This window comes from Verrucosispora sp. WMMA2121, from assembly GCF_027460185.1.
Classification (GTDB): domain Bacteria; phylum Actinomycetota; class Actinomycetes; order Mycobacteriales; family Micromonosporaceae; genus Micromonospora; species Micromonospora palythoicola.
In genome coordinates, this window is the sequence record NZ_JAPZBH010000004.1 from 418701 (window position 1) to 435281 (window position 16581).

General features: G+C 72.5%; 14 protein-coding genes. All 14 read right to left on the bottom strand.

Going from position 1 to position 16581, the window contains the following annotated elements; all coding sequences use genetic code 11:
- Window positions 1-190: 190 nt before the first annotated feature.
- The 14 genes from O7605_RS02550 to O7605_RS02615 all read right to left on the bottom strand — a co-directional run bounded on the left by O7605_RS02550 (window position 191) and on the right by O7605_RS02615 (window position 16547).
- Window positions 191-1258, bottom strand: coding sequence for a polyprenyl synthetase family protein (locus tag O7605_RS02550; RefSeq protein WP_269737721.1), 1068 nt, complete (start codon window positions 1256-1258; stop codon window positions 191-193).
- A complete protein-coding gene (locus O7605_RS02555; RefSeq protein WP_269737722.1) occupies window positions 1255-2643 on the bottom strand; it encodes an alkaline phosphatase family protein in 1389 nt (462 codons plus the stop codon). The genes O7605_RS02550 and O7605_RS02555 overlap by 4 nt, the downstream gene beginning before the upstream one ends.
- Complete coding sequence (gene eboE, locus O7605_RS02560) at window positions 2640-3914, bottom strand: metabolite traffic protein EboE (protein ID WP_269737723.1); 1275 nt, start codon at window positions 3912-3914, stop codon at window positions 2640-2642. The genes O7605_RS02555 and eboE overlap by 4 nt, the downstream gene beginning before the upstream one ends.
- Complete coding sequence (locus O7605_RS02565; RefSeq protein WP_269737724.1) at window positions 3914-4762, bottom strand: TatD family hydrolase; 849 nt, start codon at window positions 4760-4762, stop codon at window positions 3914-3916. Before O7605_RS02565 ends, eboE begins: the two co-directional genes overlap by 1 nt.
- Window positions 4762-5379, bottom strand: a complete 618-nt coding sequence (locus O7605_RS02570; RefSeq protein ID WP_269737725.1) for an EboA domain-containing protein — start codon at window positions 5377-5379, stop codon at window positions 4762-4764. Before O7605_RS02570 ends, O7605_RS02565 begins: the two co-directional genes overlap by 1 nt.
- A 70-nt stretch (window positions 5380-5449) precedes the next feature.
- On the bottom strand, window positions 5450-6385 hold the full coding sequence (locus tag O7605_RS02575) for a sugar phosphate isomerase/epimerase family protein (RefSeq protein ID WP_269737726.1): 936 nt from the start codon (window positions 6383-6385) through the stop codon (window positions 5450-5452).
- Window positions 6382-7359 (bottom strand): SCO3242 family prenyltransferase, encoded by a 978-nt coding sequence (locus tag O7605_RS02580; protein ID WP_269737727.1) that lies wholly within the window; start codon window positions 7357-7359, stop codon window positions 6382-6384. Before O7605_RS02580 ends, O7605_RS02575 begins: the two co-directional genes overlap by 4 nt.
- On the bottom strand, window positions 7343-8503 hold the full coding sequence (locus O7605_RS02585; protein ID WP_269737728.1) for an inositol-3-phosphate synthase: 1161 nt from the start codon (window positions 8501-8503) through the stop codon (window positions 7343-7345). Before O7605_RS02585 ends, O7605_RS02580 begins: the two co-directional genes overlap by 17 nt.
- A 501-nt stretch (window positions 8504-9004) precedes the next feature.
- The gene (locus tag O7605_RS02590; RefSeq protein WP_443083893.1) at window positions 9005-10180 is read right to left on the bottom strand and encodes a Gfo/Idh/MocA family protein; all 1176 of its coding nucleotides are present in this window, start codon (window positions 10178-10180) and stop codon (window positions 9005-9007) included.
- 54 nt (window positions 10181-10234) lie between these two features.
- Window positions 10235-11287: a substrate-binding domain-containing protein gene (locus O7605_RS02595; RefSeq protein WP_269737730.1), complete on the bottom strand. Its 1053-nt coding sequence runs from the start codon at window positions 11285-11287 to the stop codon at window positions 10235-10237.
- A 90-nt stretch (window positions 11288-11377) separates the two neighbouring features.
- Window positions 11378-12496 carry an ABC transporter permease gene (locus O7605_RS02600; RefSeq protein WP_269737731.1) on the bottom strand — a complete coding sequence of 373 codons (1119 nt, stop codon included), beginning with the start codon at window positions 12494-12496 and terminating at the stop codon, window positions 11378-11380.
- Window positions 12493-14067 (bottom strand): sugar ABC transporter ATP-binding protein, encoded by a 1575-nt coding sequence (locus O7605_RS02605; RefSeq protein ID WP_269737732.1) that lies wholly within the window; start codon window positions 14065-14067, stop codon window positions 12493-12495. The genes O7605_RS02600 and O7605_RS02605 overlap by 4 nt, the downstream gene beginning before the upstream one ends.
- Window positions 14064-15242 (bottom strand): ROK family transcriptional regulator, encoded by a 1179-nt coding sequence (locus tag O7605_RS02610; protein ID WP_269737733.1) that lies wholly within the window; start codon window positions 15240-15242, stop codon window positions 14064-14066. Before O7605_RS02610 ends, O7605_RS02605 begins: the two co-directional genes overlap by 4 nt.
- A 183-nt stretch (window positions 15243-15425) precedes the next feature.
- Complete coding sequence (locus O7605_RS02615; RefSeq protein WP_269737734.1) at window positions 15426-16547, bottom strand: YihY/virulence factor BrkB family protein; 1122 nt, start codon at window positions 16545-16547, stop codon at window positions 15426-15428.
- Between the last annotated feature and the right edge of the window lie 34 nt (window positions 16548-16581).

Consider the following 16581-nt stretch of genomic DNA (forward strand, 5'->3'; position numbering starts at 1 on the left):
TCGCGCCGGATGCCGTAGCGGGGGGTGCCGAGGGGGGTCCCGCGCCGCCGGTTCACCTCGACGAAACATTTCGGTGCTAGCGACGACACTAAGCGTCATTCGTCGATGTGTCTATATCTTCTGCCTGCCGGATACAGACTTTCGTCAGTTCGGTCAAAAGCCGCCCGGCGCCGCGTTGCCGCGGTGGCGCTCAGCGCTGGCGGTCGATGGCCTGTGCGGCCAGCTCCATCAGGGCGGTCCGACCCTCCGCGGAGACCTCGGTGTGTTCCAGCGCCGCCAACCCGGCCTCGGCGCGGACCTGGATCATCTGCTCGATCTTCCGGCGGGCCCCGGTGCACTCGATGATCTCGCGCAGCTCGGCGGCGCCGTCGGCGTCCAGGTCGGGATTGCCGAACAGCTCGCGCAGCCGGGCGCCCTGCACCCGGTCGGCGGCGTCGCGGGCCAGCGCCATCATCACCGTCGGCTTGCCCTCGCGCAGATCGTCCAGTACGGACTTGCCGGTGACCGCCGGGTCACCGAAGACCCCCAGCACGTCGTCGCGGAGCTGGAAGGCGTCCCCGAGCGGGTCGCCGAACTCGGCCAGCGCGTCCACCAGCTCGACGGGCGCACCCGCCAGCGCGGCGCCGATCTGCAACGGCCGGGTGACCGTGTAGCGGGCCGCCTTCATCCGGATCACCGTGAGCGCGCTGGCCACCGATCCGTCGCCCACCCCGGACACCAGGTCGAGGTACTCCCCCGCGATCACCTCGGTACGCATCAGCGCGAACATGGCGTACCCCTGGTGCACCTGGTCGGGGCTGAGCCCGCACTCGTGGAACATCTGGTCCGACCAGGCGGCGCAGAGGTCACCGCAGAGCAGGGCGGTGTTGCGCCCGTACGCCTCGGGGTCGCCCCGCCACGACGAACGGGCGTGCAGGTCGGCGAAGATCCGGTGCACCGAGGGTTCGCCCCGGCGACGGTCGCTGCCGTCCAGGATGTCGTCGTGGATGAGCGCGAAGGCGTGGAACAGCTCAAGCGCGGCGGCGGCCGCCACGATCGGCGTGCCGTCCGGGCCGCCCGCGCCGCGCCAGCCCCAGTAGCAGAACAATGGTCGCAGCCGCTTGCCGCCGGCCAGCACGAACCGGCGCAATGTGGTGAAGACGCCCCGTGGCGCGCCGTCCGGCCAGTCCGGATCCTGCCGGTCGAGGAAGGCGGTCAGCTCGGCGTCGAAGCGGGCCCGCAACCCGGCGGAATCGACAGGTGCCGCGGCGACCGTCACCGCCCCTCCGTTCCGGCCAGCTCCAGCAGCAGCCCCTTCACCTCCGTGGCGGCTATCCGGTCCCGGGCCACCGACGCGTCGGAGCAGAGCAGCACCGGCCCGTCGGCCGGATCGGCGGGCAGCCGGCCGTGTGAGCCCCGGACCGCCCGGGCGCCGGCATCCAACCCGACCACGTTCATCAGGTACCGCAGCCCGAGCTTCTTGCGAGCCAGCGCGGTGGCGGCCCGGCGCTTCGCCGCACCGGGTCCGGCGGGGTCGAAGAACAGCTCCGCCGGGTCGTACCCCGGCTTGCGGTGGATCTCCACCAGCCGGGCGAAGTCGGGCGCCCGCGCGTCGTCGAGCCAGTAGTAGTACGTGAACCAGGCGTCCGGCTCGGCCACCAGCACCAGCTCACCGGAGCGCGGATGGTCCAACCCGTGTGCCGCCTTGCCGTCGGCGTCGAGCACCTCGGCCACCCCGGGCAGCCCGGCGCAGAGCTTCGCCACCGCCGGCACGTCGGCCGGGTCACGCACGTACACGTGGGCGATCTGGTGGTCGGCGACCGCGAAGGCCCGGGAGGTCCACGGGTCGAGGTACTCCATGCCCACCTGGGTGTGCACCCGCAGCAGCCCCTCGGCGCGCAGCAGCCGGTTGACGTCCACCGGCCGGGACGCCTCGGTGATGCCGTACTCCGACAGCACCACCACCGTCGCGTCGCGGGCCTGCGCGGCGTCCAGCAGCGGCGCGAGCACGCCGTCCAGCTCCGCCGCCGCGGCGGCCGACCGGGGCGAGGCCGGGCCGAAGCGTTGCAGGTCGTAGTCCAGGTGCGGCACGTACACCAGGGTCAGGTCGGGCGAGTACCCGGTGAGGATCTGCTCGGCCGCCCGGCAGATCCAGCGCGACGACGGCAGGCCCGCGCCCGGCCCCCAGTAGGTGAACAGCGGGAAGGTGCCGAGCCGCTCGGTGAGCACGTCGTGCAGCTGCGGCGGGTCGGTGTAGCAGTCCGGTTCCTTGCGACCGTCGGCGTGGTAGACCGGTCGCGGCGTGACCGTCCAGTCCACGTCCGCGCCCATCGCGTACCACCAGCAGACGTTCGCCACCGTGTAGCCGGGCCGGGCGCGGCGGGCGGCCTGCCACAGCTTCTCCCCGCCGACGAGCGCGTTGTGCTGCCGCCAGAGCAGCACCTCGCCGAGATCCCGGAAGTACCAGCCGTTGCCGACGATGCCGTGCTCGGCGGGCAGGGCGCCGGTGAGGAACGTCGACTGCACCGAGCAGGTGACCGCCGGCAGCACGGTGCCCAACTCGGCGCGGAAGCCGGTGTCGGCGACCGCGCGCAGCCGGGGCATGTGTGCCAGCAGTCGGGGCGTCAGCCCCACCACGTCGAGCACCACCAGTTGCCGACTCATGCTCTAACCGCCTTTCGCGACTGCGGGGTCAGCCCGAGGGCGACCAACTCGTCCCGGGTGAAGGCCAGTTCGGCCGCGATCCCGGCGGCCAGCTCCGCGTCGGTGCGCGGCCGACGCGCGGCCGGCAGCACCCCCCAGGTGTACGTCTCGACGTCGAGGTGGTCGCACCCGGCGTCGGTACCGGTGAAGAGCGCGGCCAGCGCGGCGCGCAGCACCGGCAGGGTCGAGCCCAGCGGTGGTTCCGGTGGGGCGTGCAGCGGCACGTGGTAGTGCACCCGCCACGGTCCGGGCAGCGCGGCGGCCAGGGCGACGTCGAGATCGTCGGCCGCCCAGCCCGGATCCGCCGGATCGGCGAGCCCCGGGCCGGCGGTGGGTGCGGCCCCGTTGCCGGCGGCCGGCAGGGCACCGGTCGCGGCCGTCGATGCGCTGCCGGTCGCGGTGGCGCAGCCGGCGGAGCGGGTCTGGTGCAGGAAACGCGGCTCGACCCAGCGGCGCAGGGCGGCGGCGTCACCGGCCGGGTCGGTCGCCTCCAGCGCGGCGGACACCTGCACCTTGACCACCGGCAGGCCGGCGACGGCCAGCCGCGCCAGGGCGGCGGCCGGCTCCTCCCAGGCGCAGGCGAGGTGGGCCAGATCCAGGCAGATCCCGAGCCGGTCGGTGTCCATTCCGGACAAGGCGGCGACCGCCTGCGGGGTGCTCTCCACCACGCAGCCGGGCTCCGGCTCGAAACCGACCCGCACCGGCCGGCCGGTCTCCCGCTCGACGGCGGCGAGTCCGCTGGCGAGCTGGTCGAGCCGGCGACGGGCGGCCTCCGCGTGGCTGCGGTCCCACGGCGCCCGCCAGGCCAGCGGCAGGGTGGAGACCGAGCCGCGGACGGCGTCGTCGGGCAGCAGGTCGGCAAGTACCCGGGCCAGGTCGAGGGTGTACCCGAGCCGGTCGTCCGTGGTCCAGTCCGGACGGTACACCGCCCCCTTGACCACCGGAGCCTGGAAGGCCGCGTACGGGAAGCCGTTGAGGGTGACCACCTCCAGCCCGCGTACGGTCAACTCGGTGCGCAACCGGCGACGGGCGGCCGGATCGGCGGCCAGTTCGGCGGCCACCGGGGCGGCCAGCCACAGGCCCAGGCCGAGCGGGTCGGCGCCGAGCGTCTCGCGGACCGGTACCGCGTAGCGGTCCAGTTGGGCGACGATGCCGGCGAGATCCTCGGCGGGGTGCACGTTCGTGCAGTACCCGAGGTGGACGGTGGCCCCGCCGGGATGCCGCAGCCGCATCAGCTGCCGCCGCGCAGGATCGAGTTGCCGGCGAAGGTCGGCTCCGCGCGGTCGTCGCTCAGGTCGAGTCGTCCGGACTGCCCGTAGAACTCGACCGGGTTGCGCCACAGCACCCGGTCGACATCGTCGTCGGTGAAACCGGCACCGAGCATCGCCTCGCCGGTGGCCCGGGTGAGCAGCGGGTCGGAGCGCCCCCAGTCGGCGGCCGAGTTGACCAGCATCCGTTCGGTGCCGTACGCCTTGAGCAGCTCGACCATGCGCGGCGGCGACATCTTGGTGTCCGGATAGATGGAGAACCCGAGCCAGCAGCCGGTGTCCCGGACCAGTTTCACGGTCGTCTCGTTGAGGTGGTCGAGCACCACCCGCTGCGGCGCGATGCCGGACTCGGCGACCACCGCCAGGCTGCGCTCCACACCCCGGGCCTTGTCCCGGTGCGGGGTGTGCACCATCGCCGGCAGGTCGTGCGCCACGGCCAGGGCGAGCTGCGCGGCGAAGGCGTCGTCCTCCTCGGGCGTCATCGAGTCGTAACCGATCTCGCCGACCGCCACCACGCCGTCCTTCTCCAGGTAGCGGGGCAGCTCGTCGAGCACCGGCCGGCAGCGCGGGTCGTTGGCCTCCTTCGGGTTCAACGCGATCGTGGCGTGATGGCGGATCCCGAACTGCCCGGCCCGGAACGGCTCCCACCCGACCAACGAGTCGAAGTAGTCGGTGAACGAGCCGACGTTCGTACGCGGCTGGCCCAGCCAGAACGCCGGCTCCACCACCGCCCGGACGCCGGCGGCGGCCATCCGCTCGTAGTCGTCGGTGGTGCGCGACGTCATGTGGATGTGCGGGTCGAAGATCCGCATCACACCTCCCTGGGCTGGGGCTGGCTGGCGGCGGTGAGCCGGTCCAGCAGTTCGGTGGCGTCGGCGGGCATGCTCCGGCCGGCGGCCCGACGCTCGGCGGCCAGGGCGGCGAGCATCTCCGCCAGTTCCCCGTCCGCGCGCGCGTCGAGGTCGGCCACCGCCGCCAACGGCACACCGGTGAAGACGCACTTGAGCACGGCCTGTCGCCAGGCCGGCGGGTCGAGGTGGCGGGCGTACGGGCCGAGGGCCGCGGCGACCAACCGGGTGTCGTTGGTGCGGATCGCGTCGTGCAGCAGCGGCGTACCGGCCGCGCCGATCGGCAGCATCGGCAACGCCTTGAGCACGGCCCGTTTCTCGGCGGCGTCCCCGGTGCGGTAGAGCGTCTCGGCCTGCTCGGCGTGGTCGGCGGGCAGGCTGGCCAGCAGCAGGGCCCGGGCCGCCTCGTCGGCGGTCCAACCGGGCAGGTCGGGCAGGTCGTGTCGGCCGCAGCGGCGGCCGGCCGCCGGGAAGAACCGCGCGATGGCGGTGGGCTCGGCCGCGACGCGGTCCAGGGCCGTGGCCAACCAGTCCGGATCGGGTACGCCCCGCAGGGCCACCCGCAGCTCGTCCGCTGTCATCGCGTCTCCTCCCTCGTCCGCCGCCGTCGACGGCCGTGGCGGTGCTACCGCGTGCGTCCTGTGCTCTGCTTCACTCCACGCGTCGGTCGTCGTCCGGGTAGCGGATGCCTGGTGGTGCGCCGGTTGAAGCAGAGCAAAGGGCGTGCGGCGAGGCGGCGGCGCGCAGGAACTCCAGCGAGTGGGCCGCGACGGTGGGTGCGGCGTGCGAGTGTCGGGGCAGCTCGACCGCCACCAGGCCCCGGTAGCCGATCTCGCGCAGCGCGGCCAGCACCGGCGGGAAGTCGATCTCACCCGCGCCGAACTCCAGGTGTTCGTGCACCCCGCGCCGCATGTCGTCGATCTGCACGTTGACCAGGTGTGCAGCCACGTCACGGACACAGTCGGGTACCGGCCGCGGCTCCAGGCACCGGCAGTGTCCGATGTCGAGGGTGATGCCGAGGCGGGCCGGTGAGCCGAGGGCGGCGTGCAGCCGACGCCAGTCGGCGATGTCCTCGACCAGCATGCCCGGTTCCGGTTCGAACCCCAGCGTCACCCCGACGGCTTCGGCCGCCTCGACGACGGCCGCGCAGCCGGCGACCAGGCGGTCCCAGGCCACCGTCGGGGTGACCGTGTCCGGCCGGACACCGGCCCAGAACGAGACCGTCTCGGCGCCGAGATCGGCGCCGATCGCCACTGCCCGGCGCAGGAACTCGATCCGGCGCGTGGGGTCGTCGTGCAGCAGCGTCGGGGCGTGCTTGTGCCAGGGGTCCAGCAGGAACCGCGCACCGGTCTCGATCACCAGACCGAGGTTGAGGTCGGCGAGCCGGCGAGCGACGGCGTCGACGCGCACCGCCAGTCCCGGCGCGAACGGGTCGAGGTGATCGTGGTCCAGGGTGAGCGCGACACCGGAATAGCCGAGGTCGGCGATGACCGCGAGCGCGTCGTCGAGGCGGTGGTTGGCGAAACCGTTGGTCCCGTACCCGAAGCGCAGTTCGTCGGCGGACGTGTCGGGGCCGGCGGCCGTCATGTCGGTGACACCTTGCGGGCCAGCCGCCGGCCCAGCGGCGCGGCTGCCGCCACCGCCAGTCCGAGCAGTCCGGACCCGGCGCGGGCGGTCAGCGCCCCCTGCAGGGCCGGCAGGCCGGTGATGCCGGCGCCGACCGCCGAACGGACCCGTGCGGCGGCGGGCTGGGCCACCACCCGGGCCTGCGCGGTGCCGTAGCGGGCGGCGTACCAGGCGGCGAGAACAGCGGGCAGCGTCACCGCCACGGCACCGAGAAGACGCCGACCGTTCCCGACATCGCCGGTTCGCTCACCGTCGGTGCGGACGACAGGGGCGCGTCGGCCGGACCTCGCCGGGCCATCGGCCCGGAAGACGCTCGCGGTTAGCCGGCGGTCGGGCGGGAGCGCGGCGCTCGCGGCGACCAGGGCGGTGCCGGCGAGGGTGCGCAGCGGCAGGGTCCGGTCGGTGCCGCTGACCTCCCGGCGGGACAGCGCGGTGACGGTCCAGGTGTGCGCGGCGACGGTGACCGCCGCCGGCAGGGCCCGCGCCGTCCGGCCCCCGGCGGCGCCCAGCAGCACGTCCAGCCCCCGGCAGGTGGCCATCACCGCGGGACCGGCGGCGGTGTTCTTGGCCGCGAGGTCGTACCCCCACACGGCGGCCGCCAGTGGTAGCGCGACGGCGGTGGCCCGCCGGCCGCCGGCCGCGGCGGCGAGCCCGACACCGGCGACGGTCAGACCGGTGGCCAGGCCGACCGCGAGGCCGGGGCTGACCCGGCCGCTCGGTATCGGCCGCTCGGGGCGTTCCACGGCGTCCAACTCGCGGTCGGCCCAGTCGTTGGCGGCCATGCCGGCCCAGTACAGCAGCACCGACGCGGCGGCGAGGGCGGGGGTACGCGGACCGAGGGCGCCGGCCGCGGCGGCACCGGCGACCACGTCACCGGGCACGGAGAGCGCGGCCGGGGCACGGACCAGCTCGGCCAGGTCAGCCACGCGCGGCATCGGTGTCTCCGGCGTCGAGGCTGTCCGCGAACGCGCACAGCCGGGTCCACTGGTCGGCCAGCGAGTGGGTCACGGTGCCGAGCGGGTCCTTGAAGAAGAAGGCCAGGTCGTCGAGCGGACCGGTACGGCCGGCGGCGTGCGCGGCGGCGGTGAGCCGGGCCAGGTCGAGCACGAGCGGGGCGGCCAGCGCCGAGTCGCAGCCGTGCCAGGTGAACTCCAGCCGCATCCCGGTGCCCAGGAAACCGGCGAAGGTGATCAGATCCCAGGCGGTCTTGAAGTCACCGAGTTCCTCGACGTAACCGATCCGGGTGTCGCCCTGCGGCAGGTAACCGAGCGTCTCGCCGAGCACCCGTTGCTTGCTGCGCACCTTCGCGGCGTTGGCGTCGGGATCGGCCAGGGTGGCGCCGTCACCGCCGCCGAGCAGGTTGAGCCCGGACCAGGACCGGACGGCGAGGTGGCGCATCGCGAACATCGGGGCGAGCACCGACTTGAGCAGGGTCTCGCCGGTCTTGCCGTCGTGGCCGGCGTACGGCACGCCGTGGCGCTCGGCCAGTGCGGTCAGCGCCGGCAGCCGCAGCCCGGTCGACGGGGTGAAGTCGACGTAGGGGCAGTCCGCCGTGACGGCCGCGTACGCGTACAGCGAGCTGGGTGGCAGCACCTCGTCCGGCCCGCCGAGGGCGTCGCGCAGCGCGTCCGGATCGGCGTGCCCGGGATGTGCCGGCGGAGTCGGTTCGGTGGCGGCGACGTTCACCATCACCACCCGGGCCAGTTCGTGTCGCTGGCGGAAGGCGGTGAGGTCGCGGACGATCGCGGTGGCCCGGTCGGCCTGGGTTCCGCCGGTGGGAGCGGGGCGTAGCTCGCGTTCCACGGCGGCCAGTTCCTCGGGCAGCGCGGCAACCAGGCGGGCTGGCAGCACACCGGCGTCAGCGAGCGCCTCGGCGCGCTTGGCGATCGGCGTGGCGACCACGTCGTGGCCGCCGAAGACCAGGTCGGCGAAGCCCGGTAGGGCGGGGGTGCTGACCCCGGGCAGTTCGGTGACGCAGCCGGTCGGCCCGGTCAGCCCGGCACGCAGCGCGAGCGCCCCGACGATGCTGGTGGTCGCGACCGAGCCACGCGCCCCCACCAGCCAGACACCTGTACGCATAGCGCTCCTTCCGGTGCCCAGGAAACCGACATGCATCGATTGAACCTTGATATCAGGGAAAAGCTGAAAAAGATACGGGTTATGCCGATGCGCCCCGTCCGCCGCCCGCTCCGGTGCGACTCGCCGGCCGGCGTCGAGGTCGGCGGCGACGACGCCGGGCCGGCGTACCGGATGGGTCGGACGGACGGGGCTGGCAGGCAGGGACAGTCGGCGTCTCGCCCCTGCCTCCCCCGCATCCGGCCCGGTCGGGACGACGATGTCCCGATCGGACGACTCGTCGGACGCGGTCCGCCTGGCGGCGGGAGTCTCCAGGTGGACGTTCGGTGCACCGCTCGATGGGCGGCGGCCCTCCGGTGCTGCCGGGGAATCCCGGTCCGGCCGCACCGGAGGAACCGCATTGCTCGTGCCGCCGGTCGCCCGGGGCACGACCTCCGGACCCGACCCGTACCGGCCACGGGGCGCAACCGTGGCCGGCCCTCGCCGGTCGGCTCCGGAGGTGGTTCAGGCGGCGACCGGCGCCAGTGACGGCTCCACTGCGGCCCAGGACGAGCCCAGTTCGGCCGAACGGGTCACCGCGTCCAGCACCAGTTGCACCTGCAACGCCTCGGCGAACGAGGGCGACGGGTCGGTGCCGGTCGCCACCGCCTCGATGAAGTCGCGCATCTGGTGGGTGAAGGAGTGCTCGTACCCGATGATGTGTCCCGGCGGCCACCAGGCCGACAGGTACGGGTGCTCGGCCTCGGTCACCAGGATCCGGCTGAACCCCTGCTCGGCGGCGGGCCGGGTGGCGTCGAGGAACTCCAGCTCGTTGAGGCGTTCCAGGTCGAAGGCGACACTGCCCAGCGACCCGTTGATCTCCACGCGGAGCGCGTTCTTGCGTCCGGTGGCGAACCGGGTCGCCTCGTACGTGGCGAGTGCCCCGCCGTCCAGCCGGGCCACGAAGATCGCCGCGTCGTCGACGGTGACCGGGCCGGTGGCGGCCCCGGCCCCGTCGGCCTGCGCCGCCAGCCCGCTCGACTCGGCCGGCAACGGCCGCTCCTTGACGAAGGTCTCGGTCACCGCGCTGACCCCGCTGATCAGCTGTCCGGTGACGTACTGGGTCAGGTCGATGATGTGCGCGCCGATGTCACCCAGCGCGCCGGAGCCCGACACCTCCTTGCGGAGCCGCCAGACCAGGGGGAACTGCGGGTCCACGATCCAGTCCTGCAGGTAGGTGGCCCGGACGTGCCGGATCTCACCGAGCCGCCCGTCGGCGATGAGCTGGCGCATCAGCGCCACCGCGGGCACCCGTCGGTAGTTGAAGCCGCACATCGACCGCGCTCCGCCGGCCCGGGCGGTGGCCGCCGCGGCGGTCATCTCCCGCGCCTCGGCGACCGTGTTGGCCAGTGGCTTCTCGCACAGCACGTGCTTGCCCGCGGCGAGCGCGGCCAACGCGATCTCGGCGTGGCTGTCACCCGGTGTGCAGATGTCGACCACGTCGATGTCCGGGCGGTTCACCAGTTCCCGCCAGTCCGTGGTGTGCTCCTGCCAGCCGAGCCGGTCCGCGGCCTCGGCCACCTTCGCGGAGTCCCGGCCGCAGATGAGCGCCATCCGGGCCCGCGCCGGCAGGTCGTACACCCGGTTTACGGTCCGCCACGCCTGCGAGTGCGCGGCGCCCATGAACGCGTAGCCGACCATGCCGACCCGCAGTTCGTTGTTTGTCGTGGACAAGGTGGGTCTCCCCCCGTTGTGTCAGAACCCGAGCTTGAGGTAGTCGCTCGCGTTCTCCTTGGTGATCGTTTCGGAGGCGAGGACAATCTCCTTGGGAACCTGGAGTTCCACCAGGTCGGACATGCCCCGGCCCTGGCCGATGAGGCGGGCCAGCGAGATCGCCGAGGACGCCATCGACGGGCTGTAGGTCACCGTGGCCTTCAGCACCGTGTTGTCGGCCAGGATGTCCTCCATCGCCTTCTTCGAGCCGGCGCCGCCGACCATGAAGAACTCGTCGCGGCTGGCCTGGCTGATCGCGGCCAGCACGCCGATGCCCTGGTCGTCGTCGTGGTTCCAGATCGCGTCGATCTTCGGCTCCGCCTGCAACAGCTGGCTCGCCTCCTGCTGACCGGAGTCCGCGGTGAACCGTGCCGCCCGGCGGTTCTTCACCTTCAGGCCGTGCTGGGCCAGGGTGTCGTTGAAGCCCTGGGTGCGCTCCTGGGTCAGCTCCAGCTCGTCCATTCCGGCGATCTCGGCGATCACCGGGTTGCTCACGCCCTTGGCCTTGAGCTGCTCGACGATGAAGGTGGCCGCCGAGACGCCCATGCCGTAGTTGTCGCCCTTGATCTGCAGGCGGTACGCCTTGGCGTCGGGGAAGGCCCGGTCCAGGTTGACCACCGGGATGCCGGCCGCCATCGCCTCCAGCCCGAACGAGTTCAGCTCCTTGCCGTCGTGCGGCAGCAGCACGATCACGTCGGGCTTCTGCGAGATCAGGGTGGACAGCGCGGCCCGCTGGGCCGCCGCGTCCGCACCGGCCTCGACCGTCTTGAACTCCACGTCGGAGTACGCGGCGGCCTGCGACTTGGCGTTGTTGGTGATCGCGGCGATCCAGCCGTGGTCGGCGGCCGGCGCGGAGAAGCCGATGGTCACCTGCTTGCCGGGCTCGGCGTTGGCGTTGCCGTCGGCCGCCTTGGTCTGCGCCTCGGTCGGTGACTGCTCGTTGCTGGTACAACCGGCGAGCAGTACGCCGGCGCCGACGGCCGCCCCGCCGAAGAGCAGCCGGCGCCGCGACATGTCGCGACTGTGCTGGGTCATGACGACCTCCTGGTTATTCACTGGTGGGGATTTCGGGTGTACGAGGCCCGGCCACCGTCGGTTGCGCGGGTGGCCCGGATGCAGCGATGGTCAGCTCGTGGTGAGCCGGTTACGACGGAAGAACTGGGAGAGACTGCCGAACTGGATCTGCTGGATCAGGACGGCGGCGACGATGATGCCGCCCTTGACCATGTTCTGTGCCTCGGTGGAGAGACCGTTGATGGCGAAGAGGTTGGTGATGGTGGCGAAGATGATCACACCGAGCAGGGAGCCGACGATGGTGCCCCGCCCGCCGCTGAGCAGCGTGCCACCGATGATCACGGCGGCGATCGCGTCCAGCTCGTAGAGGTTCGCCATCGCCGCCTGGGCCGAGGTGGCCTGCGCGGTGAGCATGATGGCGGCGATGCCGCAGCACAGGCCGGACAGCGCGTACAGCAGCAGGGTGTGCAGCTTGACGTTGATGCCGGCCAGTCGGGCGGCCTCCGGGTTGCCGCCGACGGCGACCGTGCGCCGGCCGAAGGTGGTGCGGTTCAGCAGCACCCAGCCCGCGGCCACCACGGCGGCCAGGATGTAGACCAGCAGCGGAATGCCGAGCAGATCGGTACTGGCGATGCCGTTGATGGTGTTGTTCTGCGAAATCTGCGTCTGCTTCTGGGAGATCTCGGCGGCCAGTCCGCGTGCGGCGACCAGCATGGCCAGCGTCGCGATGAACGGCACCAGCCGCCCGTACGCGATGAGTGTCCCGTTGACCAGGCCGACCGCCACCCCGACGATGATCGCGGTGAAGATCATTCCGCCGGCGCCGAAGCTCTGGGTCGCCACCGTGGTGCACCAGACCCCGGCCAGCGCCACGATCGCGCCGACCGAGAGGTCGATGCCACCCCCGATGATCACGAAGGTCATCCCGACGGTGACCACGCCGACCACCGAGGCGAGCTTGAGGATGCTGAGCATGTTCGCCCAGACCCAGTCCGGGTTGGAGTACAGGTCCGAGCGGGTGGCCGCACCGATCACGAAGAGTGCCAACAGCACCCCGATCAGGGCGAGATTCCGCTTGGCTCCCTCACCGCCGTCACCGTGCCACCAGGAGAGGCCGCCGGTGGGGCCCGCCGTGGCGGTCGGCGTGGCGTGCCCCGCCGCCTCGGTCTCGGCCGGGTCCACCGGCGGCGACTGCGCCGGCAGCTTGGTCGTGGGCGGACTATCGGTCATGCCGCTGCGCCTTCCGTCAGGGACCCCGCCATGACGAGGTCGAGCACCGTGGGTTCGTCGAGTTCGTCGGCGGGGGCGGTCCGGACGACCCGCCCTTCCCGCATCACCAGCACCCGGTCGGCCAGGCCGAGCACCTCGGGCACCTCGCTGGAGACCAGCAGCACACCGACGCCCTGGGCGGCGAGCTGGCGGATCACCTGGTACAGCTCGGCCCGGGCACCGACGTCCACCCCCCGGGTGGGCTCGTCGAGCAGCAACAGCTTCGTGTCGCCGAGCAACCAGCGACCGACCACCACCTTCTGCTGGTTGCCGCCGGAGAGCGTGCGTACCGCCCGGCGGACGTCGCGCGGGCGCATCTCCAGGCTCTCGGCGATCCGGTCGGCCTCCGTCCGCTCCCGACCCATGTCGGTGAACCCGAAGCGGGCGTAGCGAGCGAAGGTGGCGAGGGTGACGTTGCGGTAGATCGGCTCACCGAGCAGCAGCGCCTGGCTCTTGCGCTCCTCGGGAGCCATGCCCATGCCGGCTTTGACCGCCGCGCCGACGCTGCCGGGTCGCAGTGCCCGGCCGGCCATCCGCACCGAACCGGTCTCGGCCGCCCGCGCGCCGTAGATCGTCTCCAGTAGTTCGGAGCGGCCCGAGCCGACCAGACCCGCGATGCCGACGATCTCTCCCGCCCGGACGGTGAGTGACACGTCGGCGAACTCGCCGGTACGGGTCAACCCGTCGACCTGGAGCAGTTCGTCGCCGACCACGGTTTCGGCGGGGCGGTCCGGGAAGACGTACTCGATATCGCGGCCGGTCATCCGGGAGACCAGGTCACTGGTCGGGGTCTCCTGGGCCGGCAGGTTCGCCGCGGTGGTCCGGCCGTCCTTGAGTACGGTCACCCGGTCGCCGATCTCGCGGATCTCCTCCAGCCGGTGGGAGATGTAGATGACCGCGATGCCCTGCGCGGTCAGCTCGCGGATGATCCGGAAGAGGTTCTCCACCTCGTCGTGGGCGAGCACCGCGCTCGGCTCGTCCATGATGATCAGCCGGGCCTCGTGGGACAGTGCCCGGGCCATGCTGACCACCTGCTTACCGGCCGACGGCAGGGCCCGCACCATCCGACCCGGTGGGATCTCGGCGTGACCGAGCCGGCCGAGGATCTCGCGGGTACGGCCGGCCATGTGGCCCCGGCGGATGAAGCCGAGCCGGCGGGGCTCGTGCCCCAGGAAGACGTTCTCCGCCACCGACAGGTCCCCGACCAGGTCGAGTTCCTGGTAGATGGTGGCGATCCCGGCGCGCATCGCGGCCTGCGGGTTGGCGAAGGCGACCCGTCCGCCGCACCACTCGACGTGACCGGAGTCCGGCCGGTGCACCCCGGCGAGCACCTTGATCAGGGTGGACTTGCCGGCACCGTTCTGCCCGAGCAGGCAGTGCACCTCGCCCGCGCGTACCTCGAGTTGCACCCCGTCCAGGGCGCGTACGCCCGGGAAGGTCTTGACCACGTCGGTCAGGCGTAGCACCACCTCGCCGGTGGTCGTCTCGACCGGCGCGCCGCCGGTCCCGCTCACGGCCTCGTGCCCGGTCATGCCGCCTCCCCGAAGGCCAGGTCGCTGGCGAGCACCGCGGCGCCGGCCACGCCGGCCCGTGGGCCGAGTTCGGAGAGCACCACCGGCAGGTTGCCGGTGGCCAGCGGCAGCGACCGGCGGTACACGACGCTGCGAATCTCGGCGAGCAGGATGTGCCCGAGCTGGGCGAGCCCGCCGCCGATCACGATCATCGAGGGGTTGGTGAAGCTGACCAGTCCGGCGAGCACGCCGCCGACCCGTCGGCCGCCCTCGCGGATGAGCTGGATGCAGGTCACGTCCCCTTCGAGGGCGCCGGCGGCGACGTCGAGGGCGGTGACGTCACCGTTGACCTCCAGCCGTTCGGCCAGGGCGGGTGAGGTACCCGCACGCGCGGCGGCGACGGCGTCCTTGGCCAGGGCCGCGCCGCTGAAGAGCGCCTCCAGGCAGCCGGCGTTGCCGCAGGAGCAGATCGGACCCTGCGGATCGACCTGGATGTGGCCGATGTCGCCGGCACACCCGTCGGTGCCCCGGTAGACGTCGCCGCTGAGGTAGATCCCGCAGCCGACACCCGTGCCGATCTTGACGAAGAGGAAGTCGTCGACCGAGTGGGCCACCCCGCCGTGCCGCTCGCCGATGGCCATGATGTTCACGTCGTTGTCGACCACCGCCGGGCAGCCATGCTCGCGGGTGAGCAGCTCGCGGACGGGGAAGCGGTCCCAGCCGGGCATGATCGGCGGCGAGACCGGCACGCCGTCACGGAAGCTGACCGGGCCGGGTACGCCGATGCCGACCGCGTCGAGTCGCTCGTAGACACCGTCCACCCGGGCCTTGTGCAGCAGCTCGTTCACGCGCTGGAGGGTCGCCTTCGGGCCGGAGCGGATGTCGGCCGCCTCCGCGTACGCCGCGACCGGCTCCAGTCGGCCGTTGACGACCTCGACGTCGATCGAGCTGGCGCCCAGATCGACGGCCGCGAAGCGCAGCTCCGGACTCAACTCGACGAGCGTCGACCGCCGACCGCCCCGGGAGGCCGCCTTGCCCGCCTCCGCCACGTAGCCGAGGGCGACCAGCCGCTCCAACTCGGCGAGCAGTCGGGGTCGGGGCATCTCCAACCGGTCGGCGAGTTCGGCCCGCGACAGCGCTCCCTCGTCGCGCAACAACCGCAACAGCCGGACGTGCAGGGGGTCGGCGTTGGGCACGGGCTCACCTCTCCCACCGGGGTGTGCACATCGACGATCTGCCGATGTGTGGTGCCCGACACAGTAGGAGGCTTCGGCCTGCGCTGTCCAGACCTTAGGGCATTCTGACGGCAACTTTTGCCTGATCTAGCAAAAGTTTCGGTGCGAGAGAGCGACTAGTTAGGTGGGGATGCGCCCGAAAGGTCACTGGGAAGGCGATTCACCACCCTTCGAGCGCAGCTTGCGGTCGTCGCGCAGCTCGACGTAGGGCTCTCGATCGACCGGTCGGAGGCCGCCGCTGATCGCTCGCGCCCGGGCCAACTCGGCATCGAGTTCCGCGCCGAGCAGGATCGCGATGTTGCTCAGCCAGAGCCAGACCAGGAAGATGATCACCCCGGCGAGCGCGCCGTAGGTCTTGTTGTACGAGCCGAAGTTGCCGACGTAGAAGGCGAACAGGCCGGAGACCGACAGCCAGATCAGCACCGCCAGCAGCCCACCGGGACTCACCCAGCGGAAGCCGCCCTGGCGGGCGTTCGGCGACGCCCAGTAGAGAATGGCGAACATCAGGCTGACCAGGACCAGCAGCACCGGCCACTTGGCGATGTCCCACACCGTCACGGCCGTACGCCCCACCCCGAGGGCGGCGCCGACCTCCTCGGCGAAGCGGCCGGTGAAGACCACGATCACCGCACTGGCCAGCAGCAGCACGCCGATCACCGCGGTCACCCCCACCCGGATCGGCAGGGTCTTCCAGATCGGCCGCCCCTCCGGCACGTCGTAGATCGCGTTGGAGGCGCGCATGAAGGCGGCGACGTAGCCGGAGGCCGACCAGAAGGCGGCGAGCAGACCGACGATCGCGGTCACACCGGCCAACCCGCCGTTCTGCGAGGCCTGTTCGATGGCGGCGTCGAGGATCTGGCGGATGTTCTGCTCGGGCACCGACTCCGCGACGGTGTCGCGTACCGTCCGGGTGGCCGACGGGCCCAGCAGTCCCAGCAGCGAGACCAGCACCAGCAGGCCCGGGAAGATGGAGAGCACGCCGTAGTAGGTGAGCGCGGCGGCCCAGTCGGTCAGGCCGTCGTCGCCGAACTCGCGCACCGTCCGGCGCAGCGCCGCCACCCACTCGCCACCCGACAGCCGGCCCGGGTGTTCGGGCGTGCCAGGGTCGGCGTCCGGCTCCGGCCGTTCCGGCGAGGCGCTGTCCGCATCCGACTCCCGCCGCGCCTCGCGGGCGCGCTCGGCACCCGACTCGTCCCGCCGCGCCTCGTGGGCGCGCTCGGACCCGGGGTCACGCCGGTCTGGACGGGAAGACTCCTCGGAGGCCATCGCCCCTCCCCTCTGCTCCGCTCGCGGTGATCGT